This is a genomic window from Streptomyces sp. NPDC047108 (assembly GCF_040643575.1).
Taxonomy (GTDB): domain Bacteria; phylum Actinomycetota; class Actinomycetes; order Streptomycetales; family Streptomycetaceae; genus Streptomyces.
In genome coordinates this window covers 165,919-184,236 of the sequence record NZ_JBEYUP010000009.1, presented here as the reverse complement: position 1 = coordinate 184,236, position 18,318 = coordinate 165,919, and the positions used below count along the sequence as shown (strand labels likewise).

17 protein-coding genes are annotated in these 18,318 nt (G+C 71.1%); 12 read left to right on the top strand and 5 right to left on the bottom strand.

From position 1 onward, the window contains the following. Positions 1–3: 3 nt before the first annotated feature. Positions 4–177, bottom strand: a complete 174-nt coding sequence (locus ABZ822_RS20190) for a hypothetical protein (protein WP_360855571.1) — start codon at positions 175–177, stop codon at positions 4–6. A 146-nt stretch (positions 178–323) separates the two neighbouring features. Further along, the gene (locus ABZ822_RS20185; protein ID WP_360855568.1) at positions 324–941 is read right to left on the bottom strand and encodes a HEAT repeat domain-containing protein; all 618 of its coding nucleotides are present in this window, start codon (positions 939–941) and stop codon (positions 324–326) included. 431 nt (positions 942–1,372) lie between these two features. Here ABZ822_RS20185 and ABZ822_RS20180 point away from each other — a divergent pair, with 431 nt between their 5' ends. From ABZ822_RS20180 to pssA, 9 genes are all read left to right on the top strand, one after another. After that, on the top strand, positions 1,373–3,190 hold the full coding sequence (locus tag ABZ822_RS20180) for a 3-hydroxyacyl-CoA dehydrogenase family protein (RefSeq protein WP_360855565.1): 1,818 nt from the start codon (positions 1,373–1,375) through the stop codon (positions 3,188–3,190). Positions 3,191–3,278: 88 nt separating this feature from the next. Beyond that, complete coding sequence (locus ABZ822_RS20175; RefSeq protein ID WP_360855562.1) at positions 3,279–4,085, top strand: TetR family transcriptional regulator; 807 nt, start codon at positions 3,279–3,281, stop codon at positions 4,083–4,085. Between the two features lie 640 nt (positions 4,086–4,725). Beyond that, positions 4,726–6,063, top strand: coding sequence for a crotonyl-CoA carboxylase/reductase (gene ccrA, locus ABZ822_RS20170; protein WP_360855559.1), 1,338 nt, complete (start codon positions 4,726–4,728; stop codon positions 6,061–6,063). 11 nt (positions 6,064–6,074) lie between these two features. Further along, positions 6,075–8,087: a protein meaA gene (locus tag ABZ822_RS20165; protein WP_360855556.1), complete on the top strand. Its 2,013-nt coding sequence runs from the start codon at positions 6,075–6,077 to the stop codon at positions 8,085–8,087. Continuing rightward, positions 8,084–9,049, top strand: a complete 966-nt coding sequence (locus ABZ822_RS20160; RefSeq protein WP_360855553.1) for a CoA ester lyase — start codon at positions 8,084–8,086, stop codon at positions 9,047–9,049. Before ABZ822_RS20165 ends, ABZ822_RS20160 begins: the two co-directional genes overlap by 4 nt. Positions 9,050–9,054: 5 nt before the next feature. Then, positions 9,055–9,567, top strand: coding sequence for a MaoC family dehydratase (locus tag ABZ822_RS20155; protein ID WP_360855550.1), 513 nt, complete (start codon positions 9,055–9,057; stop codon positions 9,565–9,567). A gap of 1 nt (position 9,568) precedes the next feature. Continuing rightward, positions 9,569–10,774 carry an acyl-CoA dehydrogenase family protein gene (locus tag ABZ822_RS20150; RefSeq protein WP_360855547.1) on the top strand — a complete coding sequence of 402 codons (1,206 nt, stop codon included), beginning with the start codon at positions 9,569–9,571 and terminating at the stop codon, positions 10,772–10,774. Between the two features lie 169 nt (positions 10,775–10,943). Further along, a complete protein-coding gene (locus tag ABZ822_RS20145) occupies positions 10,944–11,591 on the top strand; it encodes a phosphatidylserine decarboxylase (protein WP_360855544.1) in 648 nt (215 codons plus the stop codon). Continuing rightward, the gene (gene pssA, locus ABZ822_RS20140) at positions 11,578–12,441 is read left to right on the top strand and encodes a CDP-diacylglycerol--serine O-phosphatidyltransferase (RefSeq protein ID WP_360855541.1); all 864 of its coding nucleotides are present in this window, start codon (positions 11,578–11,580) and stop codon (positions 12,439–12,441) included. The genes ABZ822_RS20145 and pssA overlap by 14 nt, the downstream gene beginning before the upstream one ends. A gap of 367 nt (positions 12,442–12,808) precedes the next feature. On the opposite strand, the gene ABZ822_RS20135 is transcribed toward pssA, so the two are convergent. Beyond that, the gene (locus ABZ822_RS20135; protein WP_360855538.1) at positions 12,809–13,966 is read right to left on the bottom strand and encodes a glycerate kinase; all 1,158 of its coding nucleotides are present in this window, start codon (positions 13,964–13,966) and stop codon (positions 12,809–12,811) included. Positions 13,967–14,157: 191 nt separating this feature from the next. Between ABZ822_RS20135 and ABZ822_RS20130 the strand changes: the two genes are divergently transcribed. After that, complete coding sequence (locus ABZ822_RS20130; RefSeq protein WP_360855534.1) at positions 14,158–14,655, top strand: NUDIX hydrolase; 498 nt, start codon at positions 14,158–14,160, stop codon at positions 14,653–14,655. A 116-nt stretch (positions 14,656–14,771) separates the two neighbouring features. Beyond that, complete coding sequence (locus tag ABZ822_RS20125) at positions 14,772–15,599, top strand: Sir2 family NAD-dependent protein deacetylase (protein WP_360855531.1); 828 nt, start codon at positions 14,772–14,774, stop codon at positions 15,597–15,599. An 82-nt stretch (positions 15,600–15,681) separates the two neighbouring features. Here the strand turns inward: ABZ822_RS20125 and ABZ822_RS20120 are convergent, their stop codons facing one another. Both ABZ822_RS20120 and ABZ822_RS20115 read right to left on the bottom strand, forming a co-directional pair. Next, positions 15,682–16,296: a methylated-DNA--[protein]-cysteine S-methyltransferase gene (locus tag ABZ822_RS20120; protein WP_360855528.1), complete on the bottom strand. Its 615-nt coding sequence runs from the start codon at positions 16,294–16,296 to the stop codon at positions 15,682–15,684. A 36-nt stretch (positions 16,297–16,332) separates the two neighbouring features. Then, positions 16,333–17,826, bottom strand: a complete 1,494-nt coding sequence (locus tag ABZ822_RS20115; protein WP_360855525.1) for a DNA-3-methyladenine glycosylase 2 family protein — start codon at positions 17,824–17,826, stop codon at positions 16,333–16,335. 176 nt (positions 17,827–18,002) lie between these two features. Here ABZ822_RS20115 and ABZ822_RS20110 point away from each other — a divergent pair, with 176 nt between their 5' ends. Then, the gene (locus ABZ822_RS20110) at positions 18,003–18,317 is read left to right on the top strand and encodes a hypothetical protein (RefSeq protein ID WP_360855521.1); all 315 of its coding nucleotides are present in this window, start codon (positions 18,003–18,005) and stop codon (positions 18,315–18,317) included. Position 18,318: the final 1 nt, after the last annotated feature.

The following is an 18,318-nucleotide window of genomic DNA, read 5'->3' as shown; positions in this document are numbered from 1 at the left end:
CGGTCACCGCCTGATGCCGCAGACGTGGTGCGCCACCTGGGCGCGCGGGAAGAGCGGCGGGGCGATCCGCGCCAGATCGGCGGCGTCCTGCGAGTCGGCCGGCAGGGCACTCCACGTCACGGCGTCCGTGTCCCCCGGCCCGCGGGCGACGAGGTCCTCCACGAACGGCCACGGCACGGAATGGTCACCGGCGCGCGGCCCGAAGTGCCCTATGACGCACGGACGTTCACCGCCATCGGCACGTCGGGATTCGCGCGTCCGTGATCGCTCGGCCGGGCGCCGACGCCCATACCTCCGCACGGCCGTCCGCCGCGGCCCGCCCCCTACCCGTCCGCCGGGCCGTCCAGGCGGGCCAGGGCCGCTTCCGCCGGGGCCGCGAGGCGGGCGTGGTCGCGCGCGGTCCTCAGCACCGGTACCGCCCGCCGGTCCCCCAGCGCGCCCAGCCCCTCCACGCAGGCCAGCGCCACGGGCCAGTACGGTGTCCGCGCGGCGAGCAGGCGCTCCAGCGTGGACGTCAGCGCGGGTACGGACTCCGGTACGCGCAGGGCGGTCAGCAGCCTGACCGGGTGCAACGCGTACGCCGTGCGCAGCGGGTTGGTGGCGAGGGCCGCCGCCGCGCGGGCCGTCCGCGGGTCGCCGAGCCGGGCCAGCGCGTGCGCCGCCGAGGAGCAGCGCGGTGCGTCCCGGTGGTTGAGGAGCAGCACCAGCGTCTCGAAGGACCGCCGGTCCCCGGCGCAGCCGAGCGCGAAGGCCGCCATCTCCCGTGCCCACAACGGCCGTCCGGGTTCGGCCAGGACGCGGGCCAACTCGTCTTTGCGCGCCGGTGGTAAGCCGTCCCGGACCAGCGCCATCAGACGTGCGTACTCGGCCGCCTCCTCAGGCCCGGCGACTTCCTTGCGGGCTCGCTCCGCCAGAGCGCGTCGTGCGTCATCGGTGTCCATGGAATGTCCCTCCCCGCGCGTGGCCCGTGCCACAGCACCGATCACCAACTTCCTCTGGCGAAGTTGTTACCCGCGAGTTAAGGTGGGCCCACGAGCACACCCGCTCGGGCGGCCTGGTGACGCAGCCGCCATGTGCAGTCGGTTCTGCACAGCACGCAGTACGGCACGGCTCCGGGACAGGGCCGGCCGGTTTCTCCCACCGGGCAGAGCTGCCCGCGTGCAACCGCCATCACCACACCCGCTCGCCGGCGCCCCGATGGGCACCGACCCGGAGCATGTGCACCCGGGCCCACGGCCGGATTCCCTCAGTCCGGCCCCCGCGCGCATCCGGTTCCTCGCAGGACACCGATCCCCGCGCACCCGGAACCAGCCCCCAGTCGTCACTCTCCCCGCGGCCCCGCAGCCCGGGGAACACCCTCAGGAGTCCCGCGATGGTTCGTCCGTCCAATCCGGAACCCCCCTCCGCACCCACCACTCTCGGCACCGTCGCCGTCGTCGGCCTCGGCACCATGGGCAGCGGCATCGCCGAGGTGCTGGCCCGCGCGGGCCGGGAAGTCATCGGCATCGACATCAGCGACGCCGCGGCCGTGGCCGCCACCTCCGCGCTCGAGGCCTCGACCGCCCGCGCCGTGGAGCGCGAGAAGATCACCGAGCAGGAGCGGCAGGACGTCCTCGCCCGCTTCCGCACGTTCTCCGACCTGCAGGCGGCGGCCGAGGCCGACCTCGTCATCGAGGTCGTGCCGGAGCACTACGAGACCAAGCGCGAGGTCTTCGCCGCGCTCGACGCCGTCGTGCGGCCCGACACGATCCTGGCCACCGGGACCAACGCCCTGTCGGTGACGCGCCTGGCCGCCGACTCCTCGCGCCCCGAGCGCGTCCTGGGCCTGCACTTCTTCAACCCGGCGCCCGCGATGAAGCTCGTGGAGATCGTCTCCTCCGTGCTGACCGCGCCCGCCGCCGTCGCCACGGTCACCCAGCTCGCCCGCGACCTGGGCAAGGAGCCGGTGGCGGTCGGCGACCGGCCCGGCTTCGTGGCGGACGGCCTGCTCTTCGGCTACCTCAACCAGGCCGCGGCGATGTACGAGTCGAAGTACGCCACCCGTGAGGACATCGACGCCGCGATGCGGCTCGGCTGCGGTCTGCCCATGGGCCCGCTGGCCCTCCTCGACCTGGTCGGGATCGACACTGCCCGCACCGTCCTGGACGCGATGTACGCGGCCTCCGGGGACCGGCTGCACGCCCCGTCCCCGATCCTCAAGCAGCTCAGCGAGGCGGGCCTGACCGGCCGCAAGACGGGCCGCGGCTTCTACACGTACGAGGCGCCGGGCAGCGGCACCGTCGTGCCGGACGCCGAGACCCCGGCCGAGGGCGACGGCGCGACCGCCGCGGCCCGTACGGTGAGCAGCGTCGGCGTCGCCGGCTCGGGCACCATGGCGAGCGGTATCGCCGAGGTGTTCGCCAAGGCGGGCTACGACGTGGTGCTGGCCGCCCGCAGCCTGGAGAAGGCGGAGACGGCGAAGGCCCGGATCGCCAAGTCGCTGGGCCGGTCGGTCGAGAAGGGCCGGATGACGGCGGAGGCCCGGGACGCGGCGCTGGACCGGATCGCGCCCGCGGGCTCCCTGGACGCGTTCGCCGAGGTCGATCTGGCCGTCGAGGCGGTGGCCGAGGACCTGGAGGTCAAGCAGCAGCTCTTCACCACGCTCGACAAGGTGTGCAAGCCGGGTGCCGTCCTGGCCACCACGACCTCGTCCCTGCCCGTCGTCGCCTGCGCCCGCGCCACCTCGCGGCCGCAGGACGTGATCGGCATGCACTTCTTCAACCCGGCGCCGGCGATGAAGCTCGTCGAGGTCGTCCGCACCGTGCTGACCGCCGACGACGTGCACGCCACGGTCCGCGAGGTCTGCGGGAAGGTCCGCAAGCACCCGGTGGACTGCGGCGACCGGGCCGGATTCATCGTGAACGCGCTGCTGTTCCCGTACCTCAACAACGCGGTCAAGATGGTGCAGGAGCACTACGCGTCGCTGGACGAGATCGATGCCGCGATGAAGCTCGGCGGCGGCTACCCGATGGGCCCCTTCGAGCTGCTGGACGTGGTCGGTCTGGACGTCTCGCTGGCCATCGAGCAGGTGCTGCACCGCGAGTTCCGTGACCCGGGTCTGAAGCCCGCTCCGCTGCTGGAGCATCTGGTGGCGGCGGGCTGCCTGGGCCGTAAGACGGGGCGCGGCTTCCGCGAGTATGCCCGGCGCTGACCGGGACCCGGCATGGGGCGGGCTGCTGAGGCCCCTCGGTAGCGGTCCGCCCCCGCACGGTGTCCGTGCGTCGTGTTACGTTCCCCACATGGCCCAGCCCGTTAAGTCCCCTCGTACACCTCCTGTGGAGCCCCAAGAGAGCGCGGGCAGTCGCCGGGCCGCCGCACAGCGGCTGTCCATGCGCCGCAAGTTGGCGGCCGCGGCGATGGAACTCTTCGCCACGAAGGGGTACGAGGCGACGACGGTCGACGAGATCGCCGCCGCGGCCGGGGTGGCCCGGCGGACCTTCTTCCGGCACTTCCGCTCCAAGGAAGAGGCGATCTTCCCGGACCATGACGACACGCTCGTCCGGGCCGAGGCGGTGCTGGAGGCCGCACCGGCGCACGAGCATCCGCTGGACACCGTCTGCCGGGGCATCAAGGAAGTCATGCGGATGTACGCCGCCTCCCCCAGCGTCTCGGTGGAGCGGTATCAACTGACCCGCGAGGTGCCGACGCTGCGGGAGCGCGAGATCGCCTCCGTCGCGCGGTACGAGCGGCTGTTCACCCGCTATCTGCTGGGCCACTTCGACGAGCGGGCGCACCGCGACGGCGACGACGACCCGCTGCTCGCCGAGGTCGCCGCCTCCGCGGTGGTCACCGCGCACAACCACGTGCTGCGGCGCTGGCTGCGCAGCGGCGGCCAGGGGGACGTGGAGGCGCAGCTCGACCACGCCTTCGCGATCGTCCGGGACACCTTCGGCACGGGCATCGGCGCCGGCCGCCCCGCCTCCTCCGAGCGGGAGCCCGCGGTGTCGGTCTCCACGGCGGGCGAGGTGCTCGTGACCGTGGCCCGTACGGACGCCCCGCTGCGTGAGGTCATGCGCACCATCGAGCAGGCGCTCAAGGACAAGTGAGACCCGGGTGGCCTGGCTCCGCGGATTCCCGTGGAGGCGGGCCACCATTGTGTTCTGACGCACCGTCGGCCGCGCCCTGACGCCACATCAGGATGCATTGACGGCCCGTCGGCGCCGCATCGCCAGGGCAGTGTCCCCGGCCCGCGCCCCTCGCGGCACGCCACCCCCGCTTCCACCAGGTGGCCGCCCCCGATCCGGCCAAGCGGCTGCTTCCGCTCACCCTGACGGCCCTCTCCGGCGGGGGCCGCGGCGCCCGTCGCGCCGCCCTCGGGGACAATCCGAACGGACTGCACACGGGTCATCACTATTGGTAACGGCCGCCTCTGGAGGGGCGGCCGTTGTTGCTCATACGTACCTGCGGGATGACATCTGAGAGAAATTGTTGGCACGCAGTGTCTTGCCGAGTGGCACGCCGTGCCATACGTTGGGAGAGTCCGGGCGGCCGGACGTGGCGCGATCGCACCCACGTCCGGCTGTCCCCGCAGAACTCTGCGCGCCCGGACGCCTGCGTCACAGGCTCTCCAGCGCTACCCGCGCCGCCACAGCACCACCCAGCGCCGAACCGACGGCCAGTACACGACCCGTCAGCGACCCGAGCGTTCCCTCAAGCGTTCCCCGACGCTTCGCCGGAGGCCCCAAAGTGAACCAGATCCTGGACGCAATCCTTTCGTCCGACAGCACCGCTGCCGACTTCGCAGCCCTGCCGCTCCCCGAGTCGTACCGGGCGGTCACGGTCCACAAGGACGAGGAGGAGATGTTCGCCGGTCTCGAGAGCCGGGACAAGGACCCGCGCAAGTCCCTCCACGTGGACGACGTGCCGGTTCCCGAGCTCGGACCCGGCGAGGCCCTCGTCGCCGTCATGGCCAGCTCGGTCAACTACAACTCGGTGTGGACCTCGATCTTCGAGCCGGTCTCGACCTTCCGCTTCCTGGAGCGCTACGGCAAGCTGTCGCCGCTCACCCAGCGTCACGACCTGCCGTACCACATCATCGGCTCCGACCTCGCGGGCGTGGTCCTGCGCACCGGCCCGGGCGTGAACGCCTGGACCCCCGGTGACGAGGTGGTCGCCCACTGCCTCTCCGTGGAGCTGGAGTCGGCCGACGGCCACAACGACACCATGCTCGACCCCGAGCAGCGCATCTGGGGCTTCGAGACCAACTTCGGCGGCCTCGCCGAGATCGCGCTGGTGAAGTCCAACCAGCTCATGCCCAAGCCCAAGCACCTGAGCTGGGAGGAGGCCGCGGCCCCTGGCCTGGTCAACTCCACCGCGTACCGGCAGCTCGTCTCCGGCAACGGCGCGGGCATGAAGCAGGGCGACAACGTCCTCATCTGGGGCGCAAGCGGCGGCCTCGGCTCGTACGCCACCCAGTTCGCGCTGGCCGGCGGCGCCACCCCGATCTGCGTGGTCTCCAGCGAGCAGAAGGCCGACATCTGCCGCGCGATGGGCGCCGAGGCGATCATCGACCGCAACGCCGAGGGCTACAAGTTCTGGAAGGACGAGCGGACCCAGGACCCCAAGGAGTGGAAGCGCTTCGGCAAGCGCATCCGCGAGTTCACCGGCGGCGAGGACATCGACATCGTCTTCGAGCACCCCGGCCGCGAGACCTTCGGCGCCTCCGTCTACGTCACCCGCAAGGGCGGCACCATCACCACCTGCGCCTCGACCTCGGGCTACATGCACGAGTACGACAACCGCTACCTGTGGATGTCGCTGAAGCGGATCATCGGCTCCCACTTCGCCAACTACCGCGAGGCCTGGGAGGCCAACCGCCTCATCGCGAAGGGCAAGATCCACCCGACGCTCTCCAGGACGTACACGCTGGACGAGACCGGCCAGGCCGCGCACGACGTCCACCGCAACGTGCACCAGGGCAAGGTCGGCGTGCTGTGCCTGGCCCCGCAGGAGGGCATGGGCGTGCGCGACGAGGAGAAGCGCGCGCAGCACATCGACGCCATCAACCGCTTCAGGAACGTCTGAGAGACACCTAGATGACTGAGCGTCAGAAGGATCGTCCGTGGCTGATGCGGACGTACGCCGGGCATTCCACGGCCGAGGCGTCCAACGAGCTGTACCGGCGCAACCTCGCCAAGGGCCAGACCGGCCTGTCGGTCGCGTTCGACCTCCCGACGCAGACCGGCTACGACCCCGACCACATCCTCGCCCGCGGCGAGGTGGGCCGGGTCGGGGTCCCGGTCTCCCATCTCGGTGACATGCGGCGGCTGTTCCAGGACATCCCCCTGGACCAGATGAACACCTCGATGACCATCAACGCCACCGCCATGTGGCTGCTGGCGCTGTACGAGGTGGTCGCCGAGGAGCAGGGCGCCGACATCACCAAGCTGTCGGGGACGACGCAGAACGACATCGTCAAGGAGTACCTGTCGCGCGGGACGCACGTCTTCCCGCCGGGGCCCTCCCTGCGTCTGACGACCGACATGATCGCCTACACGGTCGCCCACATCCCCAAGTGGAACCCGATCAACATCTGCAGCTACCACCTGCAGGAGGCCGGGGCCACCCCGGTCCAGGAGATCGCGTACGCCATGAGCACCGCCATCGCCGTGCTCGACGCCGCGCGCGACTCCGGGCAGGTGCCGCAGGAGAAGATCGGCGACATGGTGGCCCGGATCTCCTTCTTCGTGAACGCGGGCGTCCGCTTCGTCGAGGAGATGTGCAAGATGCGCGCCTTCGGCCGTATCTGGGACCGGATCACCCAGGAGCGCTACGGGGTCGAGAACCCCCGCCACCGCCGCTTCCGGTACGGGGTCCAGGTCAACTCCCTCGGCCTGACCGAGGCGCAGCCGGAGAACAACGTCCAGCGGATCGTCCTCGAGATGCTGGCCGTCACCCTCTCCAAGGACGCCCGCGCCCGGGCCGTCCAGCTCCCCGCCTGGAACGAGGCGCTGGGCCTGCCCCGGCCCTGGGACCAGCAGTGGTCGCTGCGCATCCAGCAGGTGCTCGCCCACGAGTCCGATCTGCTGGAGTACGAGGACATCTTCGCGGGCTCGCACGTCATCGAGGCCAAGGTCGACGCGCTCGTCGAGGAGTGCATGACCGAGATCGAGCGGATCCAGGAGATGGGCGGCGCCATGGCGGCCGTCGAGTCGGGCTACCTCAAGGCCCAGCTCGTCTCCTCGCACGCCGAACGGCGGGCCCGTATCGAGGCCGGCGAGGAGAAGATCGTCGGGGTCAACTGCTTCGAGTCGACCGAACCCAACCCGCTCACCGCGGACCTCGACACCGCGATCATGACGGTGGACCCGGAGAACGAGGCCAAGGTCGTGGCCGCCCTGCACACATGGCGGGACAACCGCGACGAGGGACGGGCGCAGGAGGCGCTGTCCGCCCTCAAGGCCGCGGCAGCCGGCGACACCAATCTCTTCGGTCCCACGCTCGAGTGCGCCCGCGCGGGCGTGACGACGGGCGAGTGGGCGTGGGCCCTGCGGGACGTGTTCGGCGAGTTCCGGGCGCCCACCGGCGTCAGCAGCGCGCCGCTCGCGGTGGCCGCCGAGGAGGGCTCCCCGATGGCCGCGGTGCGCGAGAAGGTCGCCAGGACCGCCGAGGACCTGGGCAGCGGCAAGCTGCGGCTGCTCGTCGGCAAGCCGGGTCTGGACGGGCACTCCAACGGTGCCGAGCAGATCGCCGTACGGGCCAGGGACGCCGGCTTCGAGGTGGTCTACCAGGGCATCCGGCTCACGCCCGAGCAGATCGTGGACGCGGCGGTGGCCGAGGACGTGCACTGTGTGGGCCTGTCGATCCTCTCCGGCTCGCACGCCGAACTCGTACCGGACGTCCTGGAACGGCTGCGCCAGTCCGGTGCCTCGGACATCCCGGTCATCGTCGGCGGGATCATCCCCTCCGCGGACGCCGAGGCGCTCCGCACGGCCGGCGTCGCGGCCGTCTTCACCCCGAAGGACTTCGGTATCACGGAGATCATCGGCCGTATCGTCGACGAGATCCGTGCAGCGAACAAGCTCGACCCCCTGGAGGTCCCCGCATGACTCGCCCCGTCAACCGCCTGCGGCCGCGCCGCTCCTGCCTCGCCGTGCCGGGCAGCAACCCGCGCTTCCTCGAGAAGGCCCAGGGGCTGCCGGCCGACCAGGTCTTCCTGGACCTGGAGGACGCGTGCGCGCCGCTGGCCAAGCCGGAGGCCCGGCACACCATCGTGAAGTTCCTCAACGAGGGTGACTGGACGGGCAAGACCAGGGTCGTGCGGGTCAACGACTGGACGACCGAGTGGACCTACCGCGACGTCGTCACCGTCGTCGAGGGCGCGGGCCCGAACCTCGACTGCATCATGCTGCCGAAGGTCCAGGACGCCCAGCAGGTCGTGGCGCTGGACCTGCTGCTCACCCAGATCGAGAAGACGATGGGCTTCGAGGTCGGGCGGATCGGCATCGAGGCGCAGATCGAGAACGCGCAGGGCCTGAACAACGTCAACGAGATCGCGCAGGCCTCGCAGCGGATCGAGACCATCATCTTCGGCCCGGCCGACTTCATGGCGTCCATCAACATGAAGTCGCTGGTCGTCGGTGAGCAGCCGCCCGGCTACCCGGCGGACGCCTACCACTACATCCTGATGAAGATCCTGATGGCCGCCCGCGCCAACGACCTCCAGGCGATCGACGGCCCCTACCTCCAGATCCGCAACATCGACGGCTACCGCGAGGTCGCGCAGCGCGCCGCCGCGCTCGGCTTCGACGGCAAGTGGGTGCTGCACCCGGGCCAGGTCGAGGCGTCCAACGAGATCTTCTCGCCCTCCCAGGAGGACTACGACCACGCCGAGCTGATCCTGGACGCGTACGACTACTACACGTCCGAGGCGGGCGGCAAGAAGGGCTCCGCCATGCTCGGCGACGAGATGATCGACGAGGCCAGCCGCAAGATGGCCCTGGTCATCGCGGGCAAGGGCCGCGCCGCCGGCATGTCCCGTCAGTCCACGTTCCAGGCCCCGGAGGCGTGATCACCATGCAGTTCGGACGCACCTACGAGGAGTTCGAGGTCGGGGCCGTCTACAAGCACTGGCCCGGAAAGACGGTCACCGAGTACGACGACCACCTCTTCTGTCTGCTCACCATGAACCACCACCCGCTCCACATGGACGTCAACTACGCGGAGAAGACGACCGACTTCGGCAAGAACGTGGTGGTCGGGAACTACATCTACTCCCTGCTGCTGGGCATGTCCGTGCCGGACGTCTCGGGCAAGGCCATCGCCAACCTCGAGATCGAGTCGCTCAAGCACGTGGCGCCGACCTTCCACGGCGACACCATCTACGGCGAGACGACCGTCCTGGACAAGACGCCGTCGAGGTCGAAGAACGACCGCGGGATCGTCTACGTCGAGACCAAGGGCTACAAGCAGGACGGCACCCTCGTCTGCGTCTTCCGCCGCAAGGTGATGGTCCCCACCGAGACGTACATCAAGGAGCGCGGCGGCGAGCAGCCCGGCCGGCCCGAACTCAAGCAGCAGGAGAAGTGAGATGAGCCGTCTCGCACAGACCCACGGACTGACCGACATTCAGCAGGAAATCCTGTCCACGGTCCGTGACTTCGTCGACAAGGAGATCCTGCCGGTCGCCACCGAGCTGGAGCACCGCGACGAGTACCCCGCACAGATCGTCGAAGGGCTCAAGGAGCTCGGCCTGTTCGGGCTGATGATCCCGGAGGAGTACGGCGGCCTCGGTGAGTCGCTTCTCACGTACGCGCTGTGCGTGGAGGAGATCGCCCGCGGGTGGATGAGCGTCTCGGGCATCATCAACACCCACTTCATCGTTGCGTACATGCTCAAGCAGCACGGCACGCAGGAGCAGAAGGACTACTTCCTGCCGAAGATGGCGCTCGGCGAGGTGCGTGGCGCGTTCTCGATGTCCGAGCCGGCTCTGGGCTCGGATGTGTCGGCCATCACTTCCAAGGGCGTCAAGGACGGCGACGAGTACGTCCTGAACGGCCAGAAGATGTGGCTGACGAACGGCGGTTCGTCCACGCTGGTGGCCGTGTTGTGCCGTACGGACGAGGGCCACCCCGAGGGCACGGCGCCGCACAAGTCGATGACGACGTTCCTGGTCGAGAAGGAGCCGGGCTTCGGCGAGGTCCGCCCGGGCCTCACCATCCCCGGCAAGATCGACAAGATGGGCTACAAGGGCGTCGACACGACCGAGCTCATCATGGACGGCCTGCGGATCCCCGCGGACCGCGTGCTCGGCGGGCAGACCGGGCGCGGTTTCTACCAGATGATGGACGGCGTCGAGGTCGGCCGCGTCAATGTCGCGGCACGGGGCTGCGGCGTGGCCCAGCGCGCCTTCGAGCTGGGCGTTTCCTACGCTCAGCAGCGCCACACCTTCGGTAAGCAGATCGCCCAGCACCAGGCGATCCAGTTCAAGCTGGCCGAGATGGGTACCAAGGTCGAGGCCGCGCATGCCATGATGGTGAACGCAGCACGCAAAAAGGACTCCGGGGAGCGGAACGACCTCGAGGCAGGCATGGCGAAGTACCTCGCCTCCGAGTACTGCAAAGAGGTCGTGGAAGACGCCTTCCGGATCCACGGCGGCTACGGCTTCTCCAAGGAGTACGAGATCGAGCGCCTCTACCGTGAGGCACCGATGCTGCTGATCGGTGAAGGTACTGCCGAGATTCAGAAAATGATCATCGGCCGCCGACTGCTCGAGGAATACCGATTCCAGGGGTGAATGTCCGATTTGGGGCAATTTCTTCGCGAAGAAGATCACACCCGGTCACCGGTCTTCGGGCATCGACTCGGCTTCTGGCTTGCCCAGTTGCCATGCGTTACCGATAGCATCCCGGAAAGCCGTGCCGTCCCCCAGCGCCATGCGGCATCATCCGCTACGAAGGTCATCCATGCCCCACAGCCATTCCTCTGCACCTCGCGGCCGCGTCCGCCTCGCGCGCGGAGCGTCGCCGTGGCTCCTTCCGACCGTGGCCACCGCAGCCCTCAGCCTCGCCCGGTCCCGCCGTTCGGGACGATGGGCTGCGGTCGCCGTACCGACCACCGCACTCGCGGCGGGCATGCTGTGGTTCTTCCGCGACCCGGAGCGTGAGATCACCCAGGGTCGGGTGATCTCTCCGGCCGACGGCGTCGTGCAGAGCATCATGCCCTGGAAGGACGGACGCACCCGCGTCGCGATCTTCATGAGTCCGCTGAACGTCCACGTCAACCGCGCGCCCCTCGCGGGCACGGTGACATCCGTCGAGCACATCCCCGGCGGCTTCGTTCCGGCGTTCAACAAGGAGAGCGAGAACAACGAGCGGGTCGTCTGGCACTTCGACACCGAGCTCGGCGACATCGAGATGGTGCAGATCGCCGGCGCCGTCGCCCGGCGCATCGTTCCGTACCTGCCGCAGGGCACGAAGGTGGAGCAGGGCGAGCGGATCGGCCTGATCCGCTTCGGCTCGCGTGTCGACATCTACCTCCCGGAGGGAGTCGATGTGGACGTCGAGGTCGGCCAGCCCACGATCGCGGGGGTGACACGTCTTGACCGTGATTGATCCCGAACCTCAGGCCACCGCCGCCTGGGTTCCCGAGGTCGAGGCGGACTCCGACGAGATGGACGACATGCCGCTGTCCACGCGGCTCTCGATAGCGGACACGCTCACCCTGGGCAACGCCACGTGCGGCTTCATGGCCGTCTACTTCACCACCACCGGCGTCCTCATCCCGCACCTGACGGGCAGCGAGGACGGCGGGATGGCCCGGCACAGCGCGGCCACGGCCGTCATGCTGATGCTGCTGGCCTCGGTCTTCGACCTCTTCGACGGACTCGTGGCGCGCAAGCTGCGCAGCTCGGCGATGGGCGCGGAGCTGGACAACCTCTCCGACCTGATCAGCTTCGGCCTCGCCCCGGCGTACTTCGTCGTGGTGTGGGGCATGGTCGCCGACGACGCGCACCAGCGGGTCTCGGCGGTGGCCGCGATCGTGGTGTTGCTGGCGGTGGTGCTGCGGCTTGCGAGATTCTCGTGCGTCACGCTGCGTGACGGCATCTTCCAGGGCATGCCGAGCCCGTTCGGCGCGTTGACGGTCGTCTCGATCGTCCTGCTGGAGCTGCCGTTCATCCCGACGCTGCTGGCCATCATCGGCGTCGCCTGGCTGATGGTGAGCCGCGTCGAGTACCCGAAGCCGCGGGGACGCCTCGCGGTGGCGATGCTCGGCTGGATCGTGGTCAGCATGGGCATGCTGGCGGCCTGGGCGTTCGACGCCCCGGGCGGGCAGCTGCTGCTCCAGACCGGCTGCGCACTGCAGCTCGTACTGGGCGCGGTGATCCCGCTCTTCGCGACAGCCCGCCGGGTGAACACGTTCCGCGACAACCGCCGCGAGGCACGGGCAACCCAGCTCCCGTAGCCGCTCCGCGGGAAGCGCGACGACAACCACGACGAGGGGCCCGAGCCGGATCGGCTCGGGCCCCTCGTCGTGCCCGGGACGCCGTGTAAGGGCATTCGGCGGGGATGGGTGTCCCCGCCGGACTTCCGCTCGTCGTGCCCGGGACGCCGCGTAAGGGCATTCGGCGGGGTCCCCGCCGGACTTCCGCGAGACGGCCGGAGGGGGCGTGCAGGGGTGTCCCCGCAGGGCGGCCGACGGACACCGACGGAGAGCCGAACAGCCAAGCCGCGCGTCGGCCGCCCGAGGAGATACCCCGGAGGGCCCCCGAACCCCCCACGGACGTGGCGACCCCCAAGACCCCCAAGACCCCCAAGAACCCCGGAACCCCCTAGGGTCGAATCTCCTGAGCCGCCAGCCGTTCAGCCGCCCGCTCCAGCAGCGCCCCCGCATTCGCCATGCACGTCGCCGGGTCGGACTCCAGGTCCGTCAACGCGTAAACACCGCCGATCCCGGCCTTCGCGAGTTCGCGGTCGCTCAGCGTCCGCCGCCCGCACACCGCGACCACGCGCTTACCGCGCGCCCGCGCCGCCGCCGCGACACCCGCCGGTGCCTTCCCGTGCAGGGTCTGCTCGTCCAGCGAGCCCTCGCCCGTGATCACGAGATCCGCCCGCTCCAGCGCGGCCGCGAAGCCGAGCACGTCCAGCATGACCTCGATCCCGGCCCGGAAGCTCGCGCCGAGCCCGACCAGCGCGCCGTAGCCGATGCCGCCCGCCGCGCCCGCGCCGGGCGAGCGCGCGTAGTCGGCGGCCCGCGGCCCCATGGCCTCCTCCAGCACCCCCACGTAGTGCGTGAGCGCGGCGTCGAGCATCTCGACGTCCTCCTCGCTCGCGCCCTTCTGCGGCCCGTACACGGCAGCCGCGCCCTTCGGCCCGGTCAAGGGGTTGTCGACGTCGCTCGCGAGGATGATCTCGGTCTCGGCGATCCGAGGGTCGAGCCCGGAGAGGTCGGCGGAGACGAGTTCGCGGAGCGGACCGCCGCCGTGCGGGATCTCCTCGCCGTCGCGGTCGAGCAGACGCGCTCCGAGTGCGGCGAGCATGCCGGCGCCGCCGTCGTTGGTCGCGGAGCCGCCGACGCCGAAGACGATGGTGCGCGCGCCGCCGTCCAGAGCGGCGCGCAGCAGCTCGCCGGTGCCGTACGTGGTGGCGGTCAGCGGTGCGAAGACGCCCGGGGGCAGGTGCCGCAGGCCGGAGGCCTCGGCCATCTCGACGACGGCGGTGCCGTCACGCAGCGCGAATGCCGCCGTGACCTCGGCTCCGAGCGGCCCTGTGACCCGCGCCTCGCGGCGCTCGAACCCGGCCGCGACGGCCGCGTCGACCGTCCCGTCCCCGCCGTCCGCGACGGGCAGGGATTCGACGCCGATTCCCGGGGCCACCCGCCGTAGCCCGGCGGTGACGCGCTCGGCGACCTCGACGGCCGTGAGCGAGCCCTTGAACTTGTCCGCGGCGATCAGCACGCGTCCCGTCGCCTCAACTGCTGCGTCCGCCACTTACAACCCCTTGCCATCGAACGTGCGGTCGCGCCGGGTGTGACCATATCCGGAGGTGAGCCGCCCTGCCCAGGCCGGGATCCGCAGGGCCACATGCTGGGACACGCGCGCCCCGCCCCGGGCAGGCACCGGATGCGGAACGAGCCCGGAAGCGGTCAGGGGCTGCCCGTACGGACGCTAGGCTCGCGCCCGTGACCATCGACTACGCCACATACATCGCCGGACTGCCGAAGGTTCTCGCCGGGGCGGGCGTCGTCTTCCGTGACGCGGAAGGCCGCATCCTGCTCGTCGAGCCCAACTACCGCGAGGACGGCACCTGGCTGCTGCCCGGCGGCACCGTCGAGTCCGACGAGGGCGAGACACCACGGCAGGGCGCCCGGCGCGAGACGGCGGAGGAGATCGGCCTCGACGTCGAGGTCGGCCGGCTGCTCGCCGTGGACTGGGTCCGCGGCGCCGCCCGCCCGCCGCTCGTGTCGTATCTGTACGACGGCGGGGTGCTCGACGAGGACCAGCTGGCCGCGGTCCGGCTCCAGCAGACCGAGTTGGTGTCCTGGCGGATGGTGCACCCGGTCGAGGCCGACGATCTGGTCGACAGCGGGCTCGGCCTGCGGATCCGGGCCGCGCTGGGCGCGCTGGCTTCGGGGAACGGCCCGGTGGAGCTGGAGGACGGCCGCACCCCGGGGGCCTGAGCCCCACCGGCCCGAGCCACCGTCCAGCAACTCATCCTCCCCCTCTCCCTCCCCTCCCCCCTCACCCTCCCGGAAAGCTCTCGCCCCCGCCGTCGCCGCATGCGTAGGCTCGCGGCATGAGCAACGGTGAGCACGCGGACGGCACCGGCCCGGACCGTTCCGGAGCGCACCGCACCGGAACGGATCGCACCGGTGCGGACGGCACGCCGCGCCCGCTGGTGGCCCTCCTCAGCGGTGCGGGGATCTCCACCGACTCCGGGATCCCCGACTACCGCGGCCCGAACGGTCTGTGGCGCAAGGACCCAGAGGCCGAGAAGCTCGTGACGTACAGCTCGTACATGTCCGACCCCGACATCCGGCGCCGGTCCTGGCTGATGCGGCGGAACAGTCCGGCCTTCCGCGCGAAGCCCAACGCGGCGCACCACGCGGTCGCGGAGCTCGAACGTTCCGGCGTGCCGGTCCGGGTCATCACGCAGAACGTCGACGGGCTGCACCAGTTGGCGGGGCTCCCGGCCCGCAAGGTGCTGGAACTGCACGGCACCGCCCGGGTCGTGCAGTGCACCTGCTGCAACGCCCGCTCGGACATGGCCGCGGCGCTGGAACGGGTCGCGGCGGGCGAGGACGACCCGGACTGCCGGGAGTGCGGCGGCATCCTCAAGTCGGCGACGGTCATGTTCGGCGAGCGCCTCGACCCGGAGGTGCTGGGGGAGGCCATGGCCATCGCCCAGGCGTGCCAGGTCTTCATCGCGGTCGGTACGACCCTCCAGGTGCAGCCCGCCGCCTCCCTGGCGGGCATCGCCGCCGACCACGGGGCCCGGCTGATCATCATCAACGCCGAGCCGACGCCGTACGACGACCTGGCGGACGAGGTGGTGCGCGAGCCGATCGGCACGGCGCTGCCGACCCTCCTCACCCGTATCGCGGAGGACGGCACAGCCGCCTGAGGCCCAACTCGACAGCACCACCGAGCCGTTGGCGCCTTGCTGCCTCCTCGTCGGCCGACAGCACCGCCCGCCCCGCTCAGGCTCAGCCCAACCCCTCAAGGGGCATCGCCCCGGACTCGAAGTCCAGCAGGCGGCGCTTGCGGTCCAGGCCGCCCCCGTACCCGGTGAGGCTGCCGCCCGCGCCGACGACACGATGGCAGGGAACGATGATGCTGACCGGGTTCTTGCCGTTGGCCAGGCCCACCGCGCGTGACGCACTGGGCTTGCCGAGGCGGGCGGCCAGTTCGCCGTAGGAAACGGTCCCGCCGTACGGGATCTCTCGCAGCGCCGTCCAGACGCGCTGCTGGAAGGGCGTGCCGTGCAGCCGTAGCGGGAGGTCGAAGTCGGTTCGGTCGCCCGCGAACCAGGCGTCGAGCTGCCGCACCGCCTCCGCGAACGGCGACGCGTCGGGCACGCCGAAGGTCTCCTGGGGCGGTCGGTGACGCTGCTCGGTCATGTAGAGGCCGCTGAGGACACCGTCGGTGGCGACGAGCGTGAGCGGGCCGAGCGGGCTGCCGACGACGGTGTGGCTGCGCTCGGGACCGTCCGATGCGCCTACGGCGTCCGCGGGGCGGGGGACGCGGGGCGCGCGCGCAGAGTCCGCGGCGTGTGCGGCATGTGCGGCGTCTACGGCGTCTGGGGTGGGCCGGGTGGACATGTCGGGGCTCCTGGGAAGGAAGGGTGCCGGGGCGGTTCAGTCGGTCGGCAGGTGGTTGATGGGGTGGTCGTCGGTCGCCCAGAGGTACTGGACCGCGTACGCCCGCCAGGGCCGCCAGTCCGCCGCCCGCCGTGTCAGGGCCGCCGGGGTGGACGGCAGGCCCGACTCCCGTGCGGCGCGCCGCAGTCCGAGGTCGGTCGGCGGGAAGGCGTCGGGGTCGCCGAGGGCACGCATGGCGATCACCTCGACCGTCCAGGGTCCGATGCCGGGCAGCGCGGCGAGGCGGGCCCGGGCCTCGTCCCAGTCACTGCCCACGCCGAGGGCGATCTCGTCCGCGGCCAGGGCACCGGCGAGCGTGGTGAGCGTCGTACGCCGGGTGCGGGGCATGGCCAACTCGTCCGGGCCGAGGTCGGCAAGCCGCTCGGGGCCGGGGAAGAGGTGCGTGAGGCCGCCCGCCGGGTCGTCGACGGGCTCGCCGTGCGCGCGGACGAGGCGCCCGGTGTGCGTACGTGCCGCGGCTGTGGACACCTGCTGGCCGATGACGGCGCGTACCGCGAACTCGGCAGCGTCGACCGTGCGCGGGACCCGTCGCCCGGGGGCCTTGTCGACCAGCGGCGTGAGCAGCGGATCGGCCCTGAGAAGGCCGTCGACGGCCTCGGGGTCGGCATCGAGGTCGAGGAGGCGCCGGCAGCGGCTGATGGCGAGGGTGAGGTCGCGCAGGTCGGTGAGGGCCAACTGGCAGCCGATGTGGTCGGGGCCGGGGCGCAGCGCCACGACGCCCTGTCCGTACGGCAGGCGCAGGGTGCGCCGGTACGCGCCGTCGCGCCACTCCTCCACGCCGGGGACGGCGGTGGCGACGAGGTGACCGAAGAGGTTGTCCGGGCAGAGCGGGGCACGGTAGGGCAGGCGCAGCGCGATCGTCCCCGTGGTGGGCGTCGGCTGCCCGGCGGGCGCGGACCGGGACGCACGGATCGCGCGGGCGCGCAGTTCGCTCGGCGCCAGGGCGAAGACTTCGCGGACGGTGTCGTTGAAGGTCCGGATGCTGGAGAACCCGGCGGCGAAGGCGATCTCGGCCATGGGCAGCGCACTGGTCTCGATCAACAGCCGTGCGGTCTGGGCCCGTTGGGCGCGGGCGAGGGCCAGGGGGCCGGCGCCGACCTCCGCGAGAAGCATGCGCTCGACGTGCCGGGTGCTGTAGCCGAGACGCGCGGCGAGACCGGGGACTCCGTCCCGGTCGACCACGCCGTCGGCGATCAGCCGCATGGCGCGGGCGACGAGGTCGGCCCGCTCGTTCCACTGCGGGGAGCCGGGGCTGGCATCGGGGCGGCAGCGCTTGCAGGCGCGGAATCCGGCCTGCTGGGCGGCGGCAGCGCTGGGGTGGAAGCGCATGTTCTCCGGCTTGGGCGGCACGACCGGGCAGCTGGGACGGCAGTAGATGCCGGTGGTCAGGACCGCGGTGAAGAACCAGCCGTCGAAGCGGGCGTCCTCCGCCTGTACGGCGCGCACGCACCGGTCGGTTTCGGTGTGCATGGGTCCCAGCATCGGCTACGGACGGTGGTCCCGGCTGGCGAGAATCCGACATCGACGTCGGGGGCGGGCGCTGGGGGCGTACGGGGGCGGCCGGGGGCGTCGTACCTCCCTCCGCAGGTACTCAGCCGGACGCATTTCCCGAACATCCGTTCTGGTCCGCCGTTAGGATCCACCGCATGAGGGAGAACGATCTCGAGCGGCGCGTGGCCGCGCTGGAACAGAACCAGCGGTATCTGGAGGAGGACCTGGCCCGGATGGAGCAGGAACTCGAGGAGGCGCGGCGTCCGAACCTCTGGTTCGTGGCCAGGGTCGGACTCGCTCTGCTGCTCATCTTCTGGTTCCTGCAGATGATGCCGGGCCTGATGGCGAGCGGCCCGACAGGGTTCCTGGTGGCAGGGGGACCGAGCGCCGTCTGGGGCTCCCTCGGGATTCTCATGCTCACCGGAGCCGTGATGCTCGCCGCACGGAGACGGGCAGGCCGCAAGCCGTAAC

What these genes read in the sequence shown, in the direction of transcription:
- ABZ822_RS20145 (WP_360855544.1), top strand. Translation starts at nt 10,944, where the DNA reads ATGCCCCACAGCCATTCCTCTGCACCTCGCGGCCGCGTCCGCCTCGCG.
- ABZ822_RS20150 (WP_360855547.1), top strand. Translation starts at nt 9,569, where the DNA reads ATGAGCCGTCTCGCACAGACCCACGGACTGACCGACATTCAGCAGGAA.
- ABZ822_RS20155 (WP_360855550.1), top strand. Translation starts at nt 9,055, where the DNA reads ATGCAGTTCGGACGCACCTACGAGGAGTTCGAGGTCGGGGCCGTCTAC.
- ABZ822_RS20180 (WP_360855565.1), top strand. Translation starts at nt 1,373, where the DNA reads ATGGTTCGTCCGTCCAATCCGGAACCCCCCTCCGCACCCACCACTCTC.
- ABZ822_RS20120 (WP_360855528.1), bottom strand. Translation starts at nt 16,296, where the DNA reads ATGTCCACCCGGCCCACCCCAGACGCCGTAGACGCCGCACATGCCGCA.
- ABZ822_RS20175 (WP_360855562.1), top strand. Translation starts at nt 3,279, where the DNA reads ATGGCCCAGCCCGTTAAGTCCCCTCGTACACCTCCTGTGGAGCCCCAA.
- ABZ822_RS20110 (WP_360855521.1), top strand. Translation starts at nt 18,003, where the DNA reads ATGAGGGAGAACGATCTCGAGCGGCGCGTGGCCGCGCTGGAACAGAAC.
- ABZ822_RS20125 (WP_360855531.1), top strand. Translation starts at nt 14,772, where the DNA reads ATGAGCAACGGTGAGCACGCGGACGGCACCGGCCCGGACCGTTCCGGA.
- ABZ822_RS20115 (WP_360855525.1), bottom strand. Translation starts at nt 17,826, where the DNA reads ATGCACACCGAAACCGACCGGTGCGTGCGCGCCGTACAGGCGGAGGAC.
- ABZ822_RS20160 (WP_360855553.1), top strand. Translation starts at nt 8,084, where the DNA reads ATGACTCGCCCCGTCAACCGCCTGCGGCCGCGCCGCTCCTGCCTCGCC.
- ABZ822_RS20165 (WP_360855556.1), top strand. Translation starts at nt 6,075, where the DNA reads ATGACTGAGCGTCAGAAGGATCGTCCGTGGCTGATGCGGACGTACGCC.
- ABZ822_RS20185 (WP_360855568.1), bottom strand. Translation starts at nt 941, where the DNA reads ATGGACACCGATGACGCACGACGCGCTCTGGCGGAGCGAGCCCGCAAG.